This window comes from Pectobacterium sp. A5351 (assembly GCF_028335745.1).
In the GTDB taxonomy this organism is placed as follows: Bacteria; Pseudomonadota; Gammaproteobacteria; order Enterobacterales; family Enterobacteriaceae; genus Pectobacterium.
The window spans coordinates 3,535,225-3,553,111 of record NZ_CP116477.1 but is presented as its reverse complement, the minus strand read 5'-3'; the positions used below and the strand labels follow the sequence as shown (position 1 = coordinate 3,553,111).

General features: G+C 53.3%; 11 protein-coding genes. 7 read left to right on the top strand and 4 right to left on the bottom strand.

The window, feature by feature from the left end; all coding sequences use genetic code 11:
- The first annotated feature begins 36 nt into the window (after positions 1–36).
- From O1Q74_RS16365 to O1Q74_RS16345, 5 genes are all read left to right on the top strand, one after another.
- Positions 37–1,800 (top strand): TolC family protein, encoded by a 1,764-nt coding sequence (locus O1Q74_RS16365; RefSeq protein ID WP_271874663.1) that lies wholly within the window; start codon positions 37–39, stop codon positions 1,798–1,800.
- A complete protein-coding gene (locus O1Q74_RS16360) occupies positions 1,800–2,555 on the top strand; it encodes an efflux RND transporter periplasmic adaptor subunit (protein ID WP_271874662.1) in 756 nt (251 codons plus the stop codon). Before O1Q74_RS16365 ends, O1Q74_RS16360 begins: the two co-directional genes overlap by 1 nt.
- On the top strand, positions 2,552–3,907 hold the full coding sequence (locus tag O1Q74_RS16355; RefSeq protein WP_271874661.1) for an efflux RND transporter periplasmic adaptor subunit: 1,356 nt from the start codon (positions 2,552–2,554) through the stop codon (positions 3,905–3,907). The genes O1Q74_RS16360 and O1Q74_RS16355 overlap by 4 nt, the downstream gene beginning before the upstream one ends.
- Positions 3,907–6,024: an HlyD family efflux transporter periplasmic adaptor subunit gene (locus O1Q74_RS16350; RefSeq protein ID WP_271874660.1), complete on the top strand. Its 2,118-nt coding sequence runs from the start codon at positions 3,907–3,909 to the stop codon at positions 6,022–6,024. Before O1Q74_RS16355 ends, O1Q74_RS16350 begins: the two co-directional genes overlap by 1 nt.
- Positions 6,025–6,353: 329 nt before the next feature.
- A complete protein-coding gene (locus O1Q74_RS16345) occupies positions 6,354–8,084 on the top strand; it encodes a polysaccharide lyase family protein (RefSeq protein ID WP_271874659.1) in 1,731 nt (576 codons plus the stop codon).
- 217 nt (positions 8,085–8,301) lie between these two features.
- Here the strand turns inward: O1Q74_RS16345 and O1Q74_RS16340 are convergent, their stop codons facing one another.
- The 4 genes from O1Q74_RS16340 to acs form a co-directional block, all read right to left on the bottom strand.
- Positions 8,302–9,210 (bottom strand): Rpn family recombination-promoting nuclease/putative transposase, encoded by a 909-nt coding sequence (locus tag O1Q74_RS16340; protein ID WP_271874658.1) that lies wholly within the window; start codon positions 9,208–9,210, stop codon positions 8,302–8,304.
- A 166-nt stretch (positions 9,211–9,376) separates the two neighbouring features.
- Positions 9,377–11,035, bottom strand: a complete 1,659-nt coding sequence (gene actP, locus O1Q74_RS16335; protein WP_271874657.1) for a cation/acetate symporter ActP — start codon at positions 11,033–11,035, stop codon at positions 9,377–9,379.
- Positions 11,032–11,343, bottom strand: a complete 312-nt coding sequence (locus O1Q74_RS16330; protein WP_271874656.1) for a DUF485 domain-containing protein — start codon at positions 11,341–11,343, stop codon at positions 11,032–11,034. Before O1Q74_RS16330 ends, actP begins: the two co-directional genes overlap by 4 nt.
- Before the next feature lie 125 nt (positions 11,344–11,468).
- Positions 11,469–13,430 (bottom strand): acetate--CoA ligase, encoded by a 1,962-nt coding sequence (gene acs / locus O1Q74_RS16325; protein ID WP_271874655.1) that lies wholly within the window; start codon positions 13,428–13,430, stop codon positions 11,469–11,471.
- A gap of 902 nt (positions 13,431–14,332) precedes the next feature.
- Here acs and O1Q74_RS16320 point away from each other — a divergent pair.
- Both O1Q74_RS16320 and O1Q74_RS16315 read left to right on the top strand, forming a co-directional pair.
- The gene (locus O1Q74_RS16320; RefSeq protein ID WP_271874654.1) at positions 14,333–14,725 is read left to right on the top strand and encodes a transcriptional regulator; all 393 of its coding nucleotides are present in this window, start codon (positions 14,333–14,335) and stop codon (positions 14,723–14,725) included.
- Positions 14,726–15,453: 728 nt separating this feature from the next.
- Positions 15,454–17,847 (top strand): TonB-dependent siderophore receptor, encoded by a 2,394-nt coding sequence (locus tag O1Q74_RS16315; RefSeq protein WP_271874653.1) that lies wholly within the window; start codon positions 15,454–15,456, stop codon positions 17,845–17,847.
- The last annotated feature ends 40 nt before the right edge of the window (positions 17,848–17,887 follow it).

The window sequence follows — 17,887 nt, the reverse complement described above, 5'->3', positions numbered from 1 at the left end:
AAGGGAACAGACAAATAGAAGATGGGGAGAACCCGGGTGAATCAGCACATAGCGCATTTCTGGGATAGCCAGCAACACGACAGTCAGCAGCAGCACGTTCAACACGAGGCTACACCACGTACCGCAGGTTCCCGGGTGTTACGGATCGCCGTGACCCTTGCCTGTCTGGGGTTGGCGGGCTGTGCCGTCAAGCCTGAGCCGATTACGGTTGAGCAGCAGGTTGCCCAGGCGCTGAGCGACAGAACGCAGATGTTCGCCAATCAGGAACCGGTACGCGGTACGATCACGCTGGATGAAGCGATTGCCCGTGCGCTGAAATATAACCTGCAACAACGAGTCGCGCTGATGGAACAGGCGATGGAAGACGACCTGTTGGGCGTACAGAATCTGGATATGCTGTTACCGAAACTGACCGCGCGTGCCGGGCTGCAAACTCGCGATAACGTGGCCGGTTCCAGCAGCCAGTCGGTGACCACGGGAAGACAATCGCTGGAAGCGTCTACCAGTCAGGATCAAACCCAGCGCACCGCCGATCTGACGATGAGCTGGAACGTGCTGGACTTCGGTATCAGCTATTTCAACGCCAAAGTGCAGGCGAACAAATCGCTGGCGGCGGAAGAGCGTCGTCGTCGCGTCGTGGCGGATATTACCCGCCAGGTGCGGACGGCCTATTGGGAAGCGGCCACCGCACAACGTTTGCAGCCGGAAGTGACCACGGCGCTGACGCAGGCGCGTCAGGCGCTGGAATATGCGCGCCAGACCGAGCAACAGCGTTTGCTGGCACCGGTTGAGGCGCTGCGTTTCCAGAAAAATATGCTGGAGATGGTGCGCCAGTTGGAAATCGTTGACAGCGATCTGGTGGTAGCAAAATCCCGTCTGGCGGCGCTGATGAATCTGCCACCGTCGAGCAAATACGATGTCGTCGTGCCGAGCGAAAGCAGTCTGGTTGCGCCGAAGATGGCCTATTCGCTCGACGATCTGGAAAACTTCTCGATGGTGAAACGCCCGGAAGTGCGCGAAGAGAGCTATCTGGCACGCAACAGCGTACTGGAAACCCGTAAATCACTGCTGCGTCTGCTGCCGGGCGTGTCGTTGTTTGCTGGAATCAACGGTGACAGCAACAGCTATCTGGTCAATCACCAGTGGGCAAATGCCGGCGTTCAGGTCAGCGGTAACTTGCTGAACGTGCTGTCGTGGTCATCGGTGAAACGCGCCGGACAGGCGAATGAAGGTCTGGCGGAAGTCCGCCGTCAGGCGCTGCGTATGGCGGTACTGACGCAGGTAAACGTCGCCTGGCAGGAATACCAGCAGAGCACGCGGATGTTCGGTCGCTATCAGGAACTGGCGCGGATTCAGCGTGGCATCCTCAATCAGACCACGCTCAGTGTACAGCATCGTGCCGAAACGCAGATGGAACAGGTGCGTGTCAGCACGGAAACCATTCTGACCACCCGCGCGCGTGACCGCAGCTTTGCCGACGTGCAGAACGCGCTGGGGGCGGTGTATCAGGCTGCCGGACTGGATGTGCTGCCGGATAACGTGAGCGATGTCAGCTTGGCGGCGCTGAGCAGCTCGATTGCCCGCACCACGGGTAACCTTGAGAAAGGCGGCGTTGCTGTACCGCGTCTGTCCCTGTCAACACCGGCTGTGCCAGCTACGACAACGGTATCCGTTGCCCCAGTGGTGAAACCGGCAGCATCGTCTGTGGTCACACCGTCGACTAACGGCAAGCCTTACCGCGTGGTGAACACCGATATGTGGGATAACCTGCAATCTCTACAAGCGGGAGGTTCGCGTTAATGACCTTCGGCATCATGCGTCCGCTGTTGCTCGTGAGTTCGTTGAGTCTGCCCCTGTGGGGGCAGGCTGCGACAACCGGTGACATTCGCGTGCAGCTTAGCGCGCAGCGCTATACCGTGTTATCCAGCGAAATTGCCGCGAAAGTGACGGATATTGCGGTGAAAGAGGGCGAACAATTCAAGCAGGGCGATACGCTGATCACGTTTGACTGCACCGTGCTGCGCGAAAAGCTGAACTACTCAAACGCCGCGGAAAATGCCGCGCGTAAGAAGCTGGCGATTGCCGATCGGTTAGACAAGCTCAATTCGATCAGCCTGTCGGATGTCGATCAAGCGCGATCGTCGGTGTCGATGGCGCAGGCGGAAAGCGGCGTTAACCGCGCGATGTTGCAACGCTGTGCTATCAAAGCCCCGTTCTCCGGCCGCGTCACGGAAACCAAGGTGAAACGCTGGGAATCCGTGCCGGAAGGTAAAGAGCTGTTGGCGATTTATGATGACAGCGCGTTCGAGCTGGAAATGATCGTGCCGTCGCGCTGGCTGGTGTGGTTAAAGCAGGGCAGCGCTTTTCAGGTTACGCTGGATGAAACGGGCCTGAGCTATCCGGCGGAAATCAGCCGGCTTTCTTCGGCGATCGATCCGGTTAGCCAATCGGTAAAAGTCTTTGGCCGCATAACCCAATCCACCGCCGGATTACTGCCGGGCATGAGCGGCGTGGCGCAAATCGTGCCGCCTGATGCAGGCCGCGTGTCGCCATGACCGAACGGAACACGACAGCAGCACAAACTGAACAGGATACCCGGCTGGCGCTGCTGGCCGAGCTGTTACAACTGCAAAGCCGTGCCAGAGCGCGTGAAACGCTGGATGAGCTGGCGTTTTTTATCGTCAACGAGACGCACAACGTAGTGAAATATCGACAGGCGCTGCTGTGGGACTGCGATAAACAGCGCTTGCAGGTGGCTTCCGGGCTGGCCTCGCTCGATCACAATGCGCCGTTTTGTACCGAGTTTAGCCGCCTGTGCCGCCAGTGGCAGGCAGAGGGGCGACAAACGCAGGCGCTGCAATGCCGCGAGCTACCCGTCGATGATCAAATCCTGTGGCAGGAACATCTGCCGGCGTTTTTGCTCTGGCTACCGCTGCGTTTATCGCAGGGCGATACGCCACTGGTGCTGGTGTTAGCGCGGGACAGCGCGTGGCTTCCTGCCGAGATCGTGCTGCTGGAAAAGCTGGCAGAAGCGTATGCCCACGCGTGGGCGAGTTTGCAAAAACCACGTCGGCGGCAGACGAATACCAACCCGAAGAAACGCCGTTTGATTCTGGCAGGGATCGTGGCGCTGGTGCTGATCTTATTGATCCCCGTTCGCCAGTCGGTGCTGGCACCGGCAGAGATCGTCGCGCATCGTCCGGTGATGGTGCGCGCTCCGGTGGCGGGCGTGGTGGATGACATACTGGTACGCCCTAATCAGACCGTTAGCGCCAATCAGCCGCTGGTACGGCTGGATGTGCGCGAGCTGGAAAATCGGCTGGAGTCAGCGCGGCAGGCGTTTGCCACCGCCGATGCTCAGTATCGTCAGGCACAGCAGCAGGCGCTGTTCGATGCCAATAGCAAAGCCAGCCTGGCTGTGCTGCAAAGCCGCCGTGAGCAGGCGCAGAGCGACATGGATTTTCTACAACGCCAGCAGGAACGCATGCAGCTTGTTTCCCCGCGCGACGGCGTGGCGATTTTTGATGATAGCAACGACTGGATTGGGCGCTCGGTGGCGGTGGGGGAACGTATCATGATGATCGCCGATCCGCACGATGTTGAACTGGAGATCCAATTGCCTGCGGCGGACGCGATTGCACTGGAAAACGGCGCGGATGTGCGCCTGTTCCTCAATGTGGCACCGAATTCGGCACAGGACGCACGGCTTGAACAGATTGGCTATCGCGCTGCGCCGACGCCGGATAATGTGATGGCCTATCGGCTTCGGGCGCGCTTTACGCAAGATGACCCGCAGCTGCGCGTGGGCCTGAAAGGAACCGCTAAGCTGTACGGGAAACGCACGGTGCTGTTCGTTTACCTGCTGCGTAAACCGCTGGCTTCCCTGCGCGTCTGGCTGGGGGTGTAATGCCGTCGCCTGCCATACTCAGCCCGCTACGGGATGAACTGATCCTGCACGCCGGGCCGGCTAACCGCGACGGTTCGCCCAGTTGGACGCTGGAAGATCCGATACGTGGTCTCTATTTTCGTATCGGCTGGGCAGAAATGGCGATGCTCTCGCGCTGGTCGATCGGGGATGCTGCGCAGATCGTGGCCGAGGTTAACCAAACTTCTGCGCTCACGCTGGATGACAGCGATGTGCAGTATTTCAACCGCTTCTTGCAGGCCAACAGCCTGACGCGCGTGTCCGGCGATGACGCGCTGGCGCAGTTTTCTCGTCAGGTGGAACAGTCACGCGTTTCCATTTGGCGCAAACTGTTGAAGAACTATCTGTTTTTTCGCATCCCTTTATGGCATCCCGATCGTTTTCTGGGGGCGACGCTGCCGTGGGTCGCGCCGTTCTTCAGTCGGACTTTCCTCAAACTGACGCTGCTGGTGGCCGTGCTGGGGCTATTCCTCGCCGGACGCCAGTGGGAAACGTTCAAGCATACCTTTTTGCATTTCTTCACGCTGGAAGGTGCAGCGCTGGCAGGGCTGACGCTGTGCGTTACCAAGATCCTGCATGAATTTGGCCACGCCTACACCTGCAAGCGCTTTGGTGCGCGGGTCGCCACGATGGGCGTTGCGTTTCTGGTGATGATGCCGGTGTTGTATACCGATACGTCCGGTTCATGGAAGCTCACCCGTCGGCGGCAGCGGATGGCGATTGGTGCGGCAGGCATGGTGACCGAACTGGTACTGGCGGCATGGGCGACGCTGGCGTGGAGCTTTTTGCCGGACGGTATGCTGCGCAGCGCCGCATTTATGCTGGCGACGACCACCTGGATTATGACGCTGGCGATTAACCTCAGTCCGCTGATGCGCTTTGACGGCTATTTCCTGCTGTCCGATGGGCTACAGATGCCGAACCTGCAAAACCGCGGCTTTGCTATCGGCCGCTGGCAGATGAGGGAATGGCTGTTCGGCTTAGGGGATGCCCCGCCGGAGCGCTTCCCGCGCTGGCTGCAACGCACGCTGGTGGGCTATGCCTTTGCGGTGTGGATATATCGTTTTTTCCTGTTTACTGGTATCGCGATTCTGGTTTACCACATGGCGTTCAAGTTATTGGGGATGCTGCTTTTTGCCATTGAAATCGGCTACTTTGTCGTGATGCCGGTAGTGAATGAAGTACGTGAATGGAGTAAACGCCGTAAGGATTATCGTATGAACCGTAATATGACGACCACGCTAACGGTGAGCGCTGTACTTCTGCTTGTGTTGCTGATTCCCTGGAAGCGCAGCGTGTATGCACCCGCGCTTTTGCGTGCGGAACAGCAAAGCAGCCTGTATATGCCTGTGCCCGCGATGATTCAGCACATTGAGGTTCAGGTCGGTCAGCCGGTGCGCGCTGGGCAAACGCTATTTACCCTGTCGTCTGACGCGCTGGCGCATGAACGGCAGCAGTTGGAGCGACAGATCGCGACGCTGAAGTGGCAAAGTACCTTTCAGGTATTCAACAAGGAAGCGGTTGGCGATCACCAGCGGGTGAAGCAGGAGCATGAAGCGGCGCTGCAAAAGTTACAGGTCTTGCGGCGTCAGTCTGAACAACTGACGGTACGTGCGCCGATAGACGGCGTGGTGGCTGACATGGCAACGCCGCTGGAAACCGGCGAGTGGCTGGGGCAGGGTGAATGGCTGGCGGTCGTCACCAAGCCAACCGGCGGGCTGGTAGAGGCGTTCGTGTCGGAAAAAGACTGGCAGCGGCTGCACATGGGCGGAAAGGGCACATTTTATTTACAGGATGTCAGCCGCTCGTCGCTGCCGCTCACGATTGTGGACATTGCCAGCACGGCGACCCGCGATCTGAACGCTGCGCCAGAACTGGCTTCGGTGTATGGCGGGGATATCGCCACGCTGAGCGATGCGCAGCGCAAACTGCATCCCGAACAGGCCGTTTATCGCGTGCTGCTCAGTCTGCCGGACGATTATCGTGCTCAGCCGCAGGTGCTGCGCGGCACGGTGGTGATGGACGGTGAGGCGCAAAGTCTTTTGATTCGCGGTTGGAAAGTCGTGTTCGCCGTACTGATTCGCGAACTGTCATTCTGACCAGTTGTGATTTCTGCGATGTCGATCCTGACTTTCTTCCTGTCACTGCCAGCTTCCTGTTTCTGCTGGCAGTGACGTGAAGGAGGACGCTTATCCCTCTCGATTATGTTGTTCCTGTTATCTCCATTCTATCTGTTTAAAATAGCTGATTTTTTTACATTAGTGGCAAGGCAGCGACGTGATATCGAGATACACGGGGCTACCACGGTGCGAGGTGTCCCTGCGGGAACCTCATCACCGTGTTTCCCCTAATATCTGGCATTGACCGTTACCTTGAACCGCTGCGATGAAAATTATGATTTAACCGACTGAATACAAGAGGGCTGACTGTGAAGCGATCTGTCTTGTTGTTGGTGGGGGCCATGCTGGCGCCCTATGGCTATAGTGCGCAGGATAATGCGGTGTCGCTATCCGTTTCTGGTTTGCATACTGTGCTGGATAATGGCTTACTCAGCGTCGCATTTGGCGAGGATGGCAGCGCGGTGAGTATGGTGACAGGGGATAAGAATATTGTCACCAACCTGTCCGGCGCGGCGCGCGACCCAAGCAAAACGCGTAGCGCTTATCTCGATTACTATGTTAACGATGCTTATGTCAAAGGCGTCAAAGATTTTGTCCCCGAGCGGGTGGAGGTGCTGCGCAACGATCGTGATATGGCGCATGTCGCCTATATCGATGACCGGAACGGGCTGTTACGGCTTGAATATCACCTGATTATGCGTCGCGGCGTTAGCGGACTTTACAGCTATGTAGTGGCGGAGAATCGCGGCAGTCAGGACGTTAAAGTCAGTGAACTACGTAACGTATACCGCTTCGATCCTGCCCGGTTAGACCATCTCTATAACGGCGAACGTCAGGGTAAACCGCTGCTTTACAGCCAACTTGAAGCGGCACCGAAGGTACAGGATGAAACCTGGAAGCTACCGGATGGCAGTATCTACTCCAAATATGATTTTGCTGGCTATGTGCGCGCCGCGCCTTTCTGGGGCGTTTTCGGCAATGGCGTGGGCGCATGGCTGATTCACGGCAATCGGGAGTATTTTTCCGGCGATGCGCTCAAGCAGGATCTGCTGGTACATCAGGATGCGATCATTCTGAACTACATGACGGGTTCACACTTCGGTACGCCAGATATGGTAGCGCCTCCAGGTTGGAAAAAATTCTACGGCCCGTGGCTGCTGTATATCAATCAGGGCGATACCGAACAGATTCTGGCAGATGCACGGCGTCAGGCGCTGACGGAAGCCGTCAGTTGGCCGTACACATGGGTGGACGATTCCCGCTATGTGCGCGATCGCACACAGGTTAGCGGACGCATTGCCAGCCAGCGACCGGTGACGGTGGTGCTTTCATCATCATTGGATGAACCGTTTGATGTACAAACCCGTGGCTATGCATATCAGGCAACGACAGACACACAGGGGAATTTTGCGATTTCCCATGTCCGTCCGGGCAATTACCACCTTGCGGTCTACGCCAATAGCGGTACGCAGCCGGGGATATTGGCAGAGCAGACGCTGTCCATTTCCGGTGACAAGCAAGCGCTGCCTGTGATTGCTTTGCCCAAAGCTGAACCGGTTATCTGGGCCATTGGACAAGCCAATCGTCAGGCAAGTGAATTCCGCTTTGGCGACGAGGCACGCAATACCCGCTGGCAGCATGAGGTGCCTGCCAATCTGACGTTCGATATTAGCCGCAGCGACTATCAACGCGACTGGTATTACGCGCAGACCAAACCGGGAAAATGGGATATCCGTTTTGCCCTGCAACCTGAGAAGAAAACCTATTTCCTGAATATCGCATTGGCGGCAGCCAGCAATAGCGGCATGAGTGAACCGACCCTGCCGCAGCTAGCGGTAGGGGTAAACGGCAGGATGCTGGAAACACTGACTTACGGAAACGACAAAACTATTTATCGCGGTGCGCTACAAAGCGGTCGCTACCACATTGCCCGTATCCCCGTGTCATCCCGTTTCCTGAAAAACGGCAACAACACGATCACACTGCAATTAAAAGGCGGCAGCGTGATGTACGACGTGGTGACCTTAAGCGAGGAGTAAAACCAGTTTTAATCATGTGAAGCGTTGGATTTCTCTGGAGAGTGGGCAGGGATAGCCCACGATAAAAAAGAGCAGGAGCGATTTTCAACAACGCGAAGCGTTGGCCCGAAGGGGCGTGGGCAGGGATAGCCCACGATAAAAAAGAGCAGGAGCGATTTTCAACAACGCAAAGCGTTGGCCCGAAGGGGCGTGGGCAGGGATAGCCCACGATAAAAAACTATTTCTGTTCGCTGCGGAGTAGCGGCGCTATATCTTCATCGGATAATTGTGTAACGCGCTGAACTAATTCCAGCTCCATCTCGCTTTGCAGCAACTGGCGGGCTATGTTTAGTGCGCTGGCCTTCATCCCTTCTTGTAGCCCAGCTTGCATCCCCTGCTCAAATCCCCTTTGGTGTAATTGTTGTGCAATAGTCATTGTGTCCTCCTTATGCGTTGACAGGGGCTCTGCCACTGAATCAATGAACCTGTCTATGTCAGACGTATTGCCCACTGTCGCGACGTACAGTAATAACGCGTGCCGCAGTGGCAAAGACAGGTTCCAGTGTTCAAATAATAGCCCGATGTCGTGTGCCAATTCCAGCATATCCCGTGTTCTGATGTGTTTCTGCACGAGTTCTAGCAGTGCGGCACGGCGGTGCGTTTTGATCTCTTCATCTGGAATAACGGTCAGGTCTATTAGCGGAAAGTCATGGTGGTAGACCTGTGCAGCGAGTGTTGGATCGGTGAAATGATCTAGCCACTGCATACTATATGGATAAGGACTGCGTTTGCCGTGATAGAACAGGAGTGGAATAACTACGGGTAACGACTGATGGCCCTGGGATAAATGCTGCTGCATAGCATCAAGGCAATAGCGTAATAGCCGGAAGGCCATGAGCTTGTCGGGGCGACTTTGATGTTCTATGACGCAATAGATATATCCAGAACCAGAGTGGGTTTGCAGTGAGTACAGCATGTCTGACAGGCGAGAGCGTAAAGTGTTTTCGATAAACGATGCAGACTCCAACTGCAATGTACTAAAATCGCACCGCTGCTGAATCGCAGGTGGTAAATGGGCGGCAAGAAAATCTCTGGCGATATCAATATCGCTTAAAAACTGTTTGAAGATGGCATCGTGAGGCTGCATCGCATCCTTCCCTGTGATGTGTATGCCGATACCATAGCGGAACGTTCAGGGAAGAGCAGAAGGCCGATAACTATCGTGAAGCCGCCCCGCAAAAATCTTTCAACAGCGCGTAGCGTTGGATTACAGAGAAGAACTGACCCGCGAATGCGGGCCAGTGAGAGGAAGATTAGTGGGAACTGCCTTTTGAAGCGCCGACGCCGGTTTGTGAACGGACAAACTGCGCATGGAAGCGAGCGCGTTCCTGCTGCCCGGATTCGGAGCGATCGGTGATGGAGAAGAACCAGATACCGATAAACGCGACCAGCATGGAGAAAAGCGCTGGATAATCGTAAGGGTAAATGGGGGTGGCGTGACCGAGGATTTTCACCCAGATAGTCGGCCCCAATATCATCAAAATGACGGCCGTCAACAGACCTGCCCAGCCGCCAATCATCGCCCCGCGTGTGGTCAGTTTTGACCAGTACATCGAGATGATAATGATCGGGAAGTTACAACTGGCAGCGATGGAGAAGGCCAGCCCAACCATGAAGGCGATATTCTGGTTCTCAAACAGGATACCCAGCGAAATTGCCACGACACCCAGCACCAACACGGTGATTTTCGAGACTTTCAGCTCATCACGCTCTGTCGCTTTCCCTTTTTTGATTACGTTGGAGTAAAGATCGTGGGATACGGCAGACGCGCCTGCCAAGGTCAGACCGGCAACGACGGCCAGGATGGTGGCAAAGGCTACGGCAGAGATAAAGCCGAGGAAGAAGTCGCCGCCGACCGCATCGGCCAGATGCACCGCCGCCATGTTATTCCCGCCGATAAGAGCGCCTGTCGCGTCCTTGAACGCAGGGTTAGCGCTGACCAGCAGGATGGCGCCGAAGCCGATGATGAAGGTCAGGAAGTAGAAATAGCCCATGAAACCTGTGGCATAGAACACGCTCTTGCGGGCTTCTTTCGCATCGCTGACGGTGAAGAAGCGCATCAGAATGTGCGGCAGGCCAGCGGTACCGAACATCAGGCCTAACCCGAGGGACAGCGCGGATATCGGATCAGAAACCAGCCCACCGGGGCTCATGATTGATGCACCTTTCGGGTGAACCACCATCGCCTGTTTGAACAGCTCGTTAAAGCTGAACCCCACGGATTTCATCACCATGACAGCCATGAAGGTGGCGCCGAAGAGCAGCAGGACGGCTTTGATAATCTGTACCCATGTGGTGGCGAGCATGCCGCCAAACATTACATACATCACCATCAGAATACCGACCAGTATCACGGCCACATGGTAGTTGAGGCCGAACAGCAGTTCGATGAGTTTCCCTGCGCCAACCATCTGTGCGATGAGGTATAGGGCCACAACCACCAGCGAGCCACAGGCGGAAAGGCTACGGATCGGGCGCTGCTGCAAACGGTAGGAGGCGACGTCAGCAAAGGTATAACGCCCGAGGTTGCGCAGCCGCTCTGCGATCAGAAACAGAATAATAGGCCAGCCGACCAAAAAGCCGAGTGAGTAGATCAGGCCGTCGTAGCCGGAGGTATAAACCAGCGCAGAAATACCGAGGAAGGACGCGGCGGACATGTAGTCCCCCGCAATCGCCAGCCCGTTCTGGAAACCGGTAATGTTGCCGCCAGCCGTATAATAATCGCTACGTGAACGGGTTTTCTTCGACGCCCAGTAAGTGATATACAGCGTACCGCCGACGAACAACAGAAACATCACGATGGCTTGAATATTCAACGGCTGGCGCTGAACATCCCCCGTGAGGGCATCCGCCGCCCACGCAAGCACCGGCAGCGTCAAAAGTCCGAACAGCATCATAAAGCGTATTTTCATTGCTTTACCTCATCCAGTAACTGTTTGGTCAGACGATCAAATTCACCGTTAGCGCGGTACACATAAGTGCCTGTCAGGATGAAGGAGATCGCAATCAATCCCACGCCAATCGGAATGCCACGGGTAATGCTGGAACCTGGGCTGATGGGCGTTCCCAGCCAGCCAGGCGCAAAGGCGATGAGCAGGATAAAACCCACATAAAGCACCAGCATGATCAGCGAGAGAAAAACAGCGAAACGCTGCCGTTTGTTGACCAGTTCTCTGAATAAGGGGTTACTTTCAATCCGTTGATAAATGGCATCATTCATCGTAAGTCTCCAGTAATCTGTAGGGTTGAGTATTGCCGCGACGCCGCCGCCTGATTTATCGCCAGCCACATCCCCGCAAGCCACGTCATGGCTTACGGGGATGAAGAGAGCGGTGGGTCAGAGGGTTATTGAGAGGCGGTACTCATGGCCTGCTTTTCTTCGAGCAGTTTTTCGACGACGCCAGGATCGGCCAGCGTTGAGGTATCCCCCAGATTGCTGGTGTCACCGGCGGCGATCTTCCGCAAAATACGACGCATGATTTTGCCGGATCGCGTTTTTGGTAAAGAGTCAGTCCAGTGCAGGATATCTGGAGTTGCAATCGGGCCGATTTCCTTACGTACCCAGTTGCGAACCTCCGTATACAGCTCGCTGGACGGCTCCTCGCCGTGGTTCAGCGTGATGTAGGCGTAAATAGCCTGCCCTTTCATATGGTGCGGAATGCCGACGACGGCTGCTTCAGCAATTTTGGGATGGGCAACGAGCGCTGATTCGATTTCCGCCGTCCCCAGACGATGCCCGGAAACGTTCAACACGTCGTCAACGCGACCCGTAATCCAGTAATAGCCATCTTCGTCACGGCGCGCGCCGTCACCGCTGAAGTACATGCCTTTGAAGGTAGAAAAATAGGTTTGTTCGAAGCGATCGTGATCGCCAAACAGGGTTCGTGCCTGACCCGGCCAGGAATCCACGATGACCAGATTGCCTTCCGCGGTGCCTTCCTGCGGGTTGCCGAGGTTATCGACGAGTGCAGGTTGTACGCCGAAGAATGGGCGCGTCGCGGAGCCGGCTTTCGCTTCAATCGCGCCAGGCAGAGGGGTGATCATGAAGCCGCCCGTCTCCGTTTGCCACCAGGTGTCGACGATAGGGCACTTACCATTGCCGATTTTGTTGAAATACCACTCCCAGGCTTCCGGGTTGATTGGCTCACCGACAGAACCCATGATCCGGAGCGATTCACGCGATGTCCCTTCGATTGCTTTATCACCTTCAGCCATCAGTGCGCGGATGGCGGTGGGGGCAGTATAGAGAATGTTGACCTGATGCTTATCGACCACTTGCGCCATACGTCTGGCGTCCGGCCAGGTCGGCACACCTTCAAACATGAGCGTAATTGCGCCGCACGCCAGCGGACCATATAGCAGGTAGCTGTGCCCCGTGACCCAGCCAACATCTGCCGTACACCAGTAAATGTCGCCAGGGTGGTAGTCGAAGACATACTTGAAAGTCAGTGCAGCATAGACCAGATAGCCGCCTGTGGTGTGAAGTACACCTTTCGGTTTGCCGGTCGAGCCGGAGGTATAAAGGATAAAGAGCGGATCTTCCGCATTCATCTCTTCTGGCGGGCAGTGATCGTCTGCTTTTTCAACCAGATCGTGCCACCACAGATCGCGACCCTCCTTCCATTCACCGGTTTTACCCGTACGACGGAAAACGATGACGCTCGAAATGGTGGTGACGTTCGGGTTTTTTAGCGCTTCATCAATATTCTTCTTCAGCGGAATCACACGTCCGGCGCGTACGCCTTCATCGGCGGTAATAACCAGCTTGGCGCTGGAATCGATGATACGCCCGGAAATTGCTTCAGGAGAGAATCCGCCGAAGATCACCGAGTGAATGGCTCCGATTCTGGCGCAGGCCAGCATCGCTACGGCGGCTTCCGGCACCATCGGCATATAAATAGCAACGACATCGCCTTTTTTGATGCCCTGTGACTTCAGCACGTTGGCGAAGCGGCATACGGATTGATGCAGTTCTCGATAGGTGACTTTTTTGCTTTCTGTCGCGTTATCACCTTCCCAGATGATGGCGGTTTGATCGCCACGCTCTGCCAGATGGCGATCCAGGCAGTTTGCAGCCACGTTTAGCGTACCGTCTTCAAACCAGCGAATACTGATATGGCCAGGGTCGAATGAGGTGTTCTTGACAGTTTTATAGGGTTTGATCCAATCGACGATCTTTCCCTGCTCACCCCAAAAGGCAGCGGGATCGTCAACGGACAGCCGATACATATTTTCGTATTGCTGAGCATTTATCAGTGCATTTTCCGCAATTGCGGCGGGAATGGTGTGTTTATTATGTTGTGTCATAGCGCTTCTCCTTAAACATGTTAATGCTATGTCAAATAATGGTTAATTGTAGTTAACCCGTTATCTTTGTTTCTTTTTTGCGCGATTGATCACGCAATGCAGGAAAAGCAGTGAGGCGTTACTTAAAAGATAGTCTTTTGGTTCAGAAAACAGGCAGTTTTTTCGTGATAGCCAAAACGCAATAAGTGATGTATGTCACAATATGACGGTCAGCAGAATTATCTATGCTGTTATAATGTCATTAACGATCAATTCATTGTTTTCAATAGATTATATCTATTGTTATCAAGTTTTTGATCGCCCTTTACGATCAAAAGGCATAAAGATCCCGCTTATTCAGCCGATAGTAAAAACCCCGTTCAGAGTATATTTCTACGTGAGCCAGCTATTTAGCGCGTTCACCTGTGTTCCATCTGTTGAGATTTTGTTTCATTTGTTAATTATATGTAGGCTATTAATGAAATAGATTTATCTGATTATCAACGGGCAGATAAGTGTGAATAATCTACACTCTAAGTGGGTTCCACAGCACAGATGTGGGCCTTCTTAAAAAGGGTAAAGATGCCGTGTGCTAGCCGCTGACAAAAAGAAAAATGAAGTGTTATTTTTTGTGTCTTATTCAGAAATATCCGGTTTCCAAAAATAAATAACATACATATACCCAACATCACTGACGCTGACTAAGGCGGCAGGTGTTTGAGCCCCGGTAGCCTGAGGACGTATAAACCGTTTTGGTTAGCGAAATTCACTATTTTCATTAGGTGACTTTCTGGGGTGGGGAAGAACACTATTAATCCGGAAACCCTTTAAATTCCGGTAGGTTGATTGCTTATCAATGGTGTGCCGTAAGGTCATGGCGCGCTGTGAGATATCTTTTTACATAGCATGATGCAGAGGAAACAATGAGTCTGATATTTGGCCGGAATGAAATTTTAGGCATGCTTTCTCAACCAGTTCAGAACGATCGACGTGCTGTGGCGGTGATTGACGAAAAGTGTAAGGTCGTCTGTGCGAATTCTGCCTTCAACGCCCATTTTGGATTGCGTGCTGAAATGAACATGCCCGTTTCAATCGATGATGTGTTGCCTGTCAACGTGAAGTTCGCCTATCACGATTTTATGAAGAATTCCAATGCCTTGAGTACGCGTGTGGTCTCGGATTTGTTGTCTGATGGGTTTACTAAAAATCAGTTAAGTACGTTGTCTTTTTCTAAGCTAAACGTTGAAAACCGGGTGCTTTCTTTGCTGATCCTGAACCAGGATACGGTTGAGCCCTCGGCAAATCTAGCGTCATAAATTTGCATAATAGTCGATTATCTGGCCGGAAGACTAAAAACGCGTATTTTCTAGTTAAAAATAACAAAAAAAGAAAAATTGTTGCTATTAATAACGTTGTTATTGCTAATTTAGCATAGCTTTTTCAACGGCAACCGATTACGTAGGTTATTCTCTGCTTATTACTTTCGGCCAGTATGACAATAACGTCTTGTTGATTTTTCGTGAATGAAGAATAAAAGATGTTTTTTATTAGCTGCAATAATTTTAAAAGCTAATAAAAATAGAGGGTTATATATTATATTGCATATAATATGTTTCTTTAAAATAATCAGCGAAACGTTTCGATATCATCTTGCTTACCTTTATGTTTCTTCCCTTTTCCTTCTCGAAAATTATTTCCTTAAACACCATTGCTTATTAAATCTTGATAAGAAACTCTTAAAATTTTCTTTATTCTTAGCGTGCTGAAACTTAAAGGATGACAACTATATAAGTAGATTCTCATCTAATAATTATTGATTAGGCCAAACTGACATAGCTTTTGGCGGTGTATAGCACGTTTTGATAAAAATCATGTCAACTTTTTATTGTCATTAGTTTACTAATATTGACAGCGAATGTTCCTCAATAATTCTGATTCAGAGCGCATTATTTCAATTATTTTGCGACTCGCAGTTCCCCTTTTTATCCACTCGATTGGCATAACTTTTGAAAACAAGTGTTTCTTATGCGATAGGGGATAAATAATGGTCAAATTCCGTACCCACCTGTTGGCGCGTGCTTTACGTGCTGGGGTACCTGGGGCATCGTTTGCCTCAATGCTGCCAATAGCGGCAGTCTATGCTGCCTCTGCGGTGCCAGTCCAACAATACGCGGTGTCGTCCGGCCCGCTCAATCAGATGCTCAATCAATTTGCCCAACAGGCTGGCGTATTACTTTCTTACGATCCGGCATTGGTGGCGGGTAAACGCGGTGCGGGATTGCAGGGGAACTACAGCGTAGAGCAGGGCTTCCAGCAGATTCTCATCAACAGCGGCCTCAGTGCACAGTACAGTGTAGATGGCAGCGTGACGCTGGTGCTGCGTGTGGCGAGTGAGCCTCTGCCTGTTACCGCCCCTGCTCCTGCCAAAAACGATCGGATCGTTGTCACCGCCCCACCGAATACCGCGATGAAGCTGGATGTGCCGATTTCAGAAACGCCACGTGCGGTTGCGGTTGTCTCGGAGAAACAGATCGAAGAGCGTGGGGCACAAAAGATCGATCAGGCGCTGCGCTATAGCAGCGGGATTCTGGCTACGCCATACGGGCCGGATAATAAAGCTGAATGGGTGACCATTCGTGGATTTAGCGATCAATCCCGGTTCCAGAATGGTCTGGCGACGCTGAATGAAGACGGGTTCTACGGTCAGCAGATTGAACCGTTCGGTGTTGAACGTATCGAAGTCCTGAAAGGCCCCGCTTCCGTCCTGTATGGGCAAAACCCGCCCGGCGGTTTGGTTAATGTCATCACCAAACGGCCTACGCGTTTACCTCAGGGGAAAGTTGAGCTGGAATACGGTTCTAACGACTACCGCCATCTGGCCGTCGACAGCGCGGGTCCGTTAAATGATGATGGCTCGGTGTTGTATCGGGTTGTGGCGCTAGCGCGTGATACCTCGGGTGAGATGGACTTTTCGAAGAGTAAACGTTTCTATCTGGCTCCGAGCGTCACATTCCTCGGAGAAGACACGGAACTGACCGTATTAGCCAGCTACATGGATACGAAGTCCGACACGACCAACGGCTTTAAGCTGCCGTACGGTACACTACATGGCACGCCGTTTGGCAAAGTCGGCTATAAAACGTCGCTGGGCGAACCGGGTATGAACCGCCATGATACCCGCCAGTTCACTCTGGGCTATGAATTCACGCATCATCTGAACGACACCTGGACGTTCCACCAGAATGTGAATTACACCTATCTGAATTTGGATCTGCGTAATGCTTACGTGCTGGGGATGTATACCGATCCGGTCACGAATGTTGTCAGCGATCGATTAGCCAATCGTGGGTTGACCTACCGTGACGGTTTTGCGCAAAACTGGGCTACCGATAACCGTTTAGTGGGCGAATGGCAGTGGGAAGATATTGAAAACACGCTGCTGCTCGGGTTTGACTACCGCCGTGCCAATACGCAAAGTCGCGATGGAAACCTGTACTCCTTTGGCGACCCTATTGATATGTTTAACCCGGTTTACGGCCACTACACGTCGCCGGACAGCCAGCTATTTGATCACCGTTCTGGTCGCCATCAGACGGGTTATTACGTCCAGAATCAGATCAAGTATGACGAGCGCCTGATTTTCTTGCTGGGTGGACGTTACGACGTGGCGAAGTCTCGTGACCGTAATTTTTCATCAGGCGCGGATACGCGTACCGACGATACCAAATTTACCAAGACTGCCGGGGTAATGTACCTGTTTGATAACGGTCTTTCCCCTTACGTAAGCTACTCGGAATCCTTCCTGCCGGTGTCGGGACGCGATGGTTATGAACGTCCATATGTGCCGGAAGAGGGCCAGCAAATGGAAGTGGGCGTAAAATATACGCCGGAAGGCTTTAACGGTTATGCGTCTGCTGCCCTGTTTAATCTGGAACAGAAAAACGTTAAAACGACGGATCCTAAAAATCCGAGTCTGACTATTCAGGCGGGTGAAGCCCGTTCACGCGGTCTTGAACTGGAATTGAGCGGCGAGGTGTATACTGGTCTGACGCTGACGGCAAACTACACATACAACGAAGTGGAAACGACCAAATCAGGTACCGTCGGTGAAGTGGGGAAACGCCTACCGGGCCTCCCTGAACAGATCGTGTCTGGCTGGGCGACTTATGCCTTTAACGGCAAGCTGGAAGGATTAAGTATCGGCAGCGGTGTACGCTATGTAGGCAGCTCTTACGGTGATATTGCCAATTCGTCGGACATGAAGGTTCCTGCTTATACGCTGTGGGATGCGATGATCGCCTATGATTTCAGCAAGGACTGGCGGTTGCAGGTTAATGCAACCAACCTGACAAACCGTGAGTATGTCAGCGCGTGTAACTACTGGTGCTACTACGGTGAAGGCCGTAACGTCAGCGCGAATGTTAGCTATCGTTGGTAATCTCTCGTTTCAAACCGGACTGAAAAGAAGCCCTTGGGAT

Excerpts from the sequence above, each read along its gene's own strand:
- O1Q74_RS16360 (WP_271874662.1), top strand. The coding sequence starts at position 1,800 with ATGACCTTCGGCATCATGCGTCCGCTGTTGCTCGTGAGTTCGTTGAGT.
- O1Q74_RS16355 (WP_271874661.1), top strand. The coding sequence starts at position 2,552 with ATGACCGAACGGAACACGACAGCAGCACAAACTGAACAGGATACCCGG.
- O1Q74_RS16350 (WP_271874660.1), top strand. The coding sequence starts at position 3,907 with ATGCCGTCGCCTGCCATACTCAGCCCGCTACGGGATGAACTGATCCTG.
- O1Q74_RS16340 (WP_271874658.1), bottom strand. The coding sequence starts at position 9,210 with ATGCAGCCTCACGATGCCATCTTCAAACAGTTTTTAAGCGATATTGAT.
- actP (WP_271874657.1), bottom strand. The coding sequence starts at position 11,035 with ATGAAAATACGCTTTATGATGCTGTTCGGACTTTTGACGCTGCCGGTG.
- O1Q74_RS16330 (WP_271874656.1), bottom strand. The coding sequence starts at position 11,343 with ATGAATGATGCCATTTATCAACGGATTGAAAGTAACCCCTTATTCAGA.
- acs (WP_271874655.1), bottom strand. The coding sequence starts at position 13,430 with ATGACACAACATAATAAACACACCATTCCCGCCGCAATTGCGGAAAAT.
- O1Q74_RS16320 (WP_271874654.1), top strand. The coding sequence starts at position 14,333 with ATGAGTCTGATATTTGGCCGGAATGAAATTTTAGGCATGCTTTCTCAA.
- O1Q74_RS16315 (WP_271874653.1), top strand. The coding sequence starts at position 15,454 with ATGGTCAAATTCCGTACCCACCTGTTGGCGCGTGCTTTACGTGCTGGG.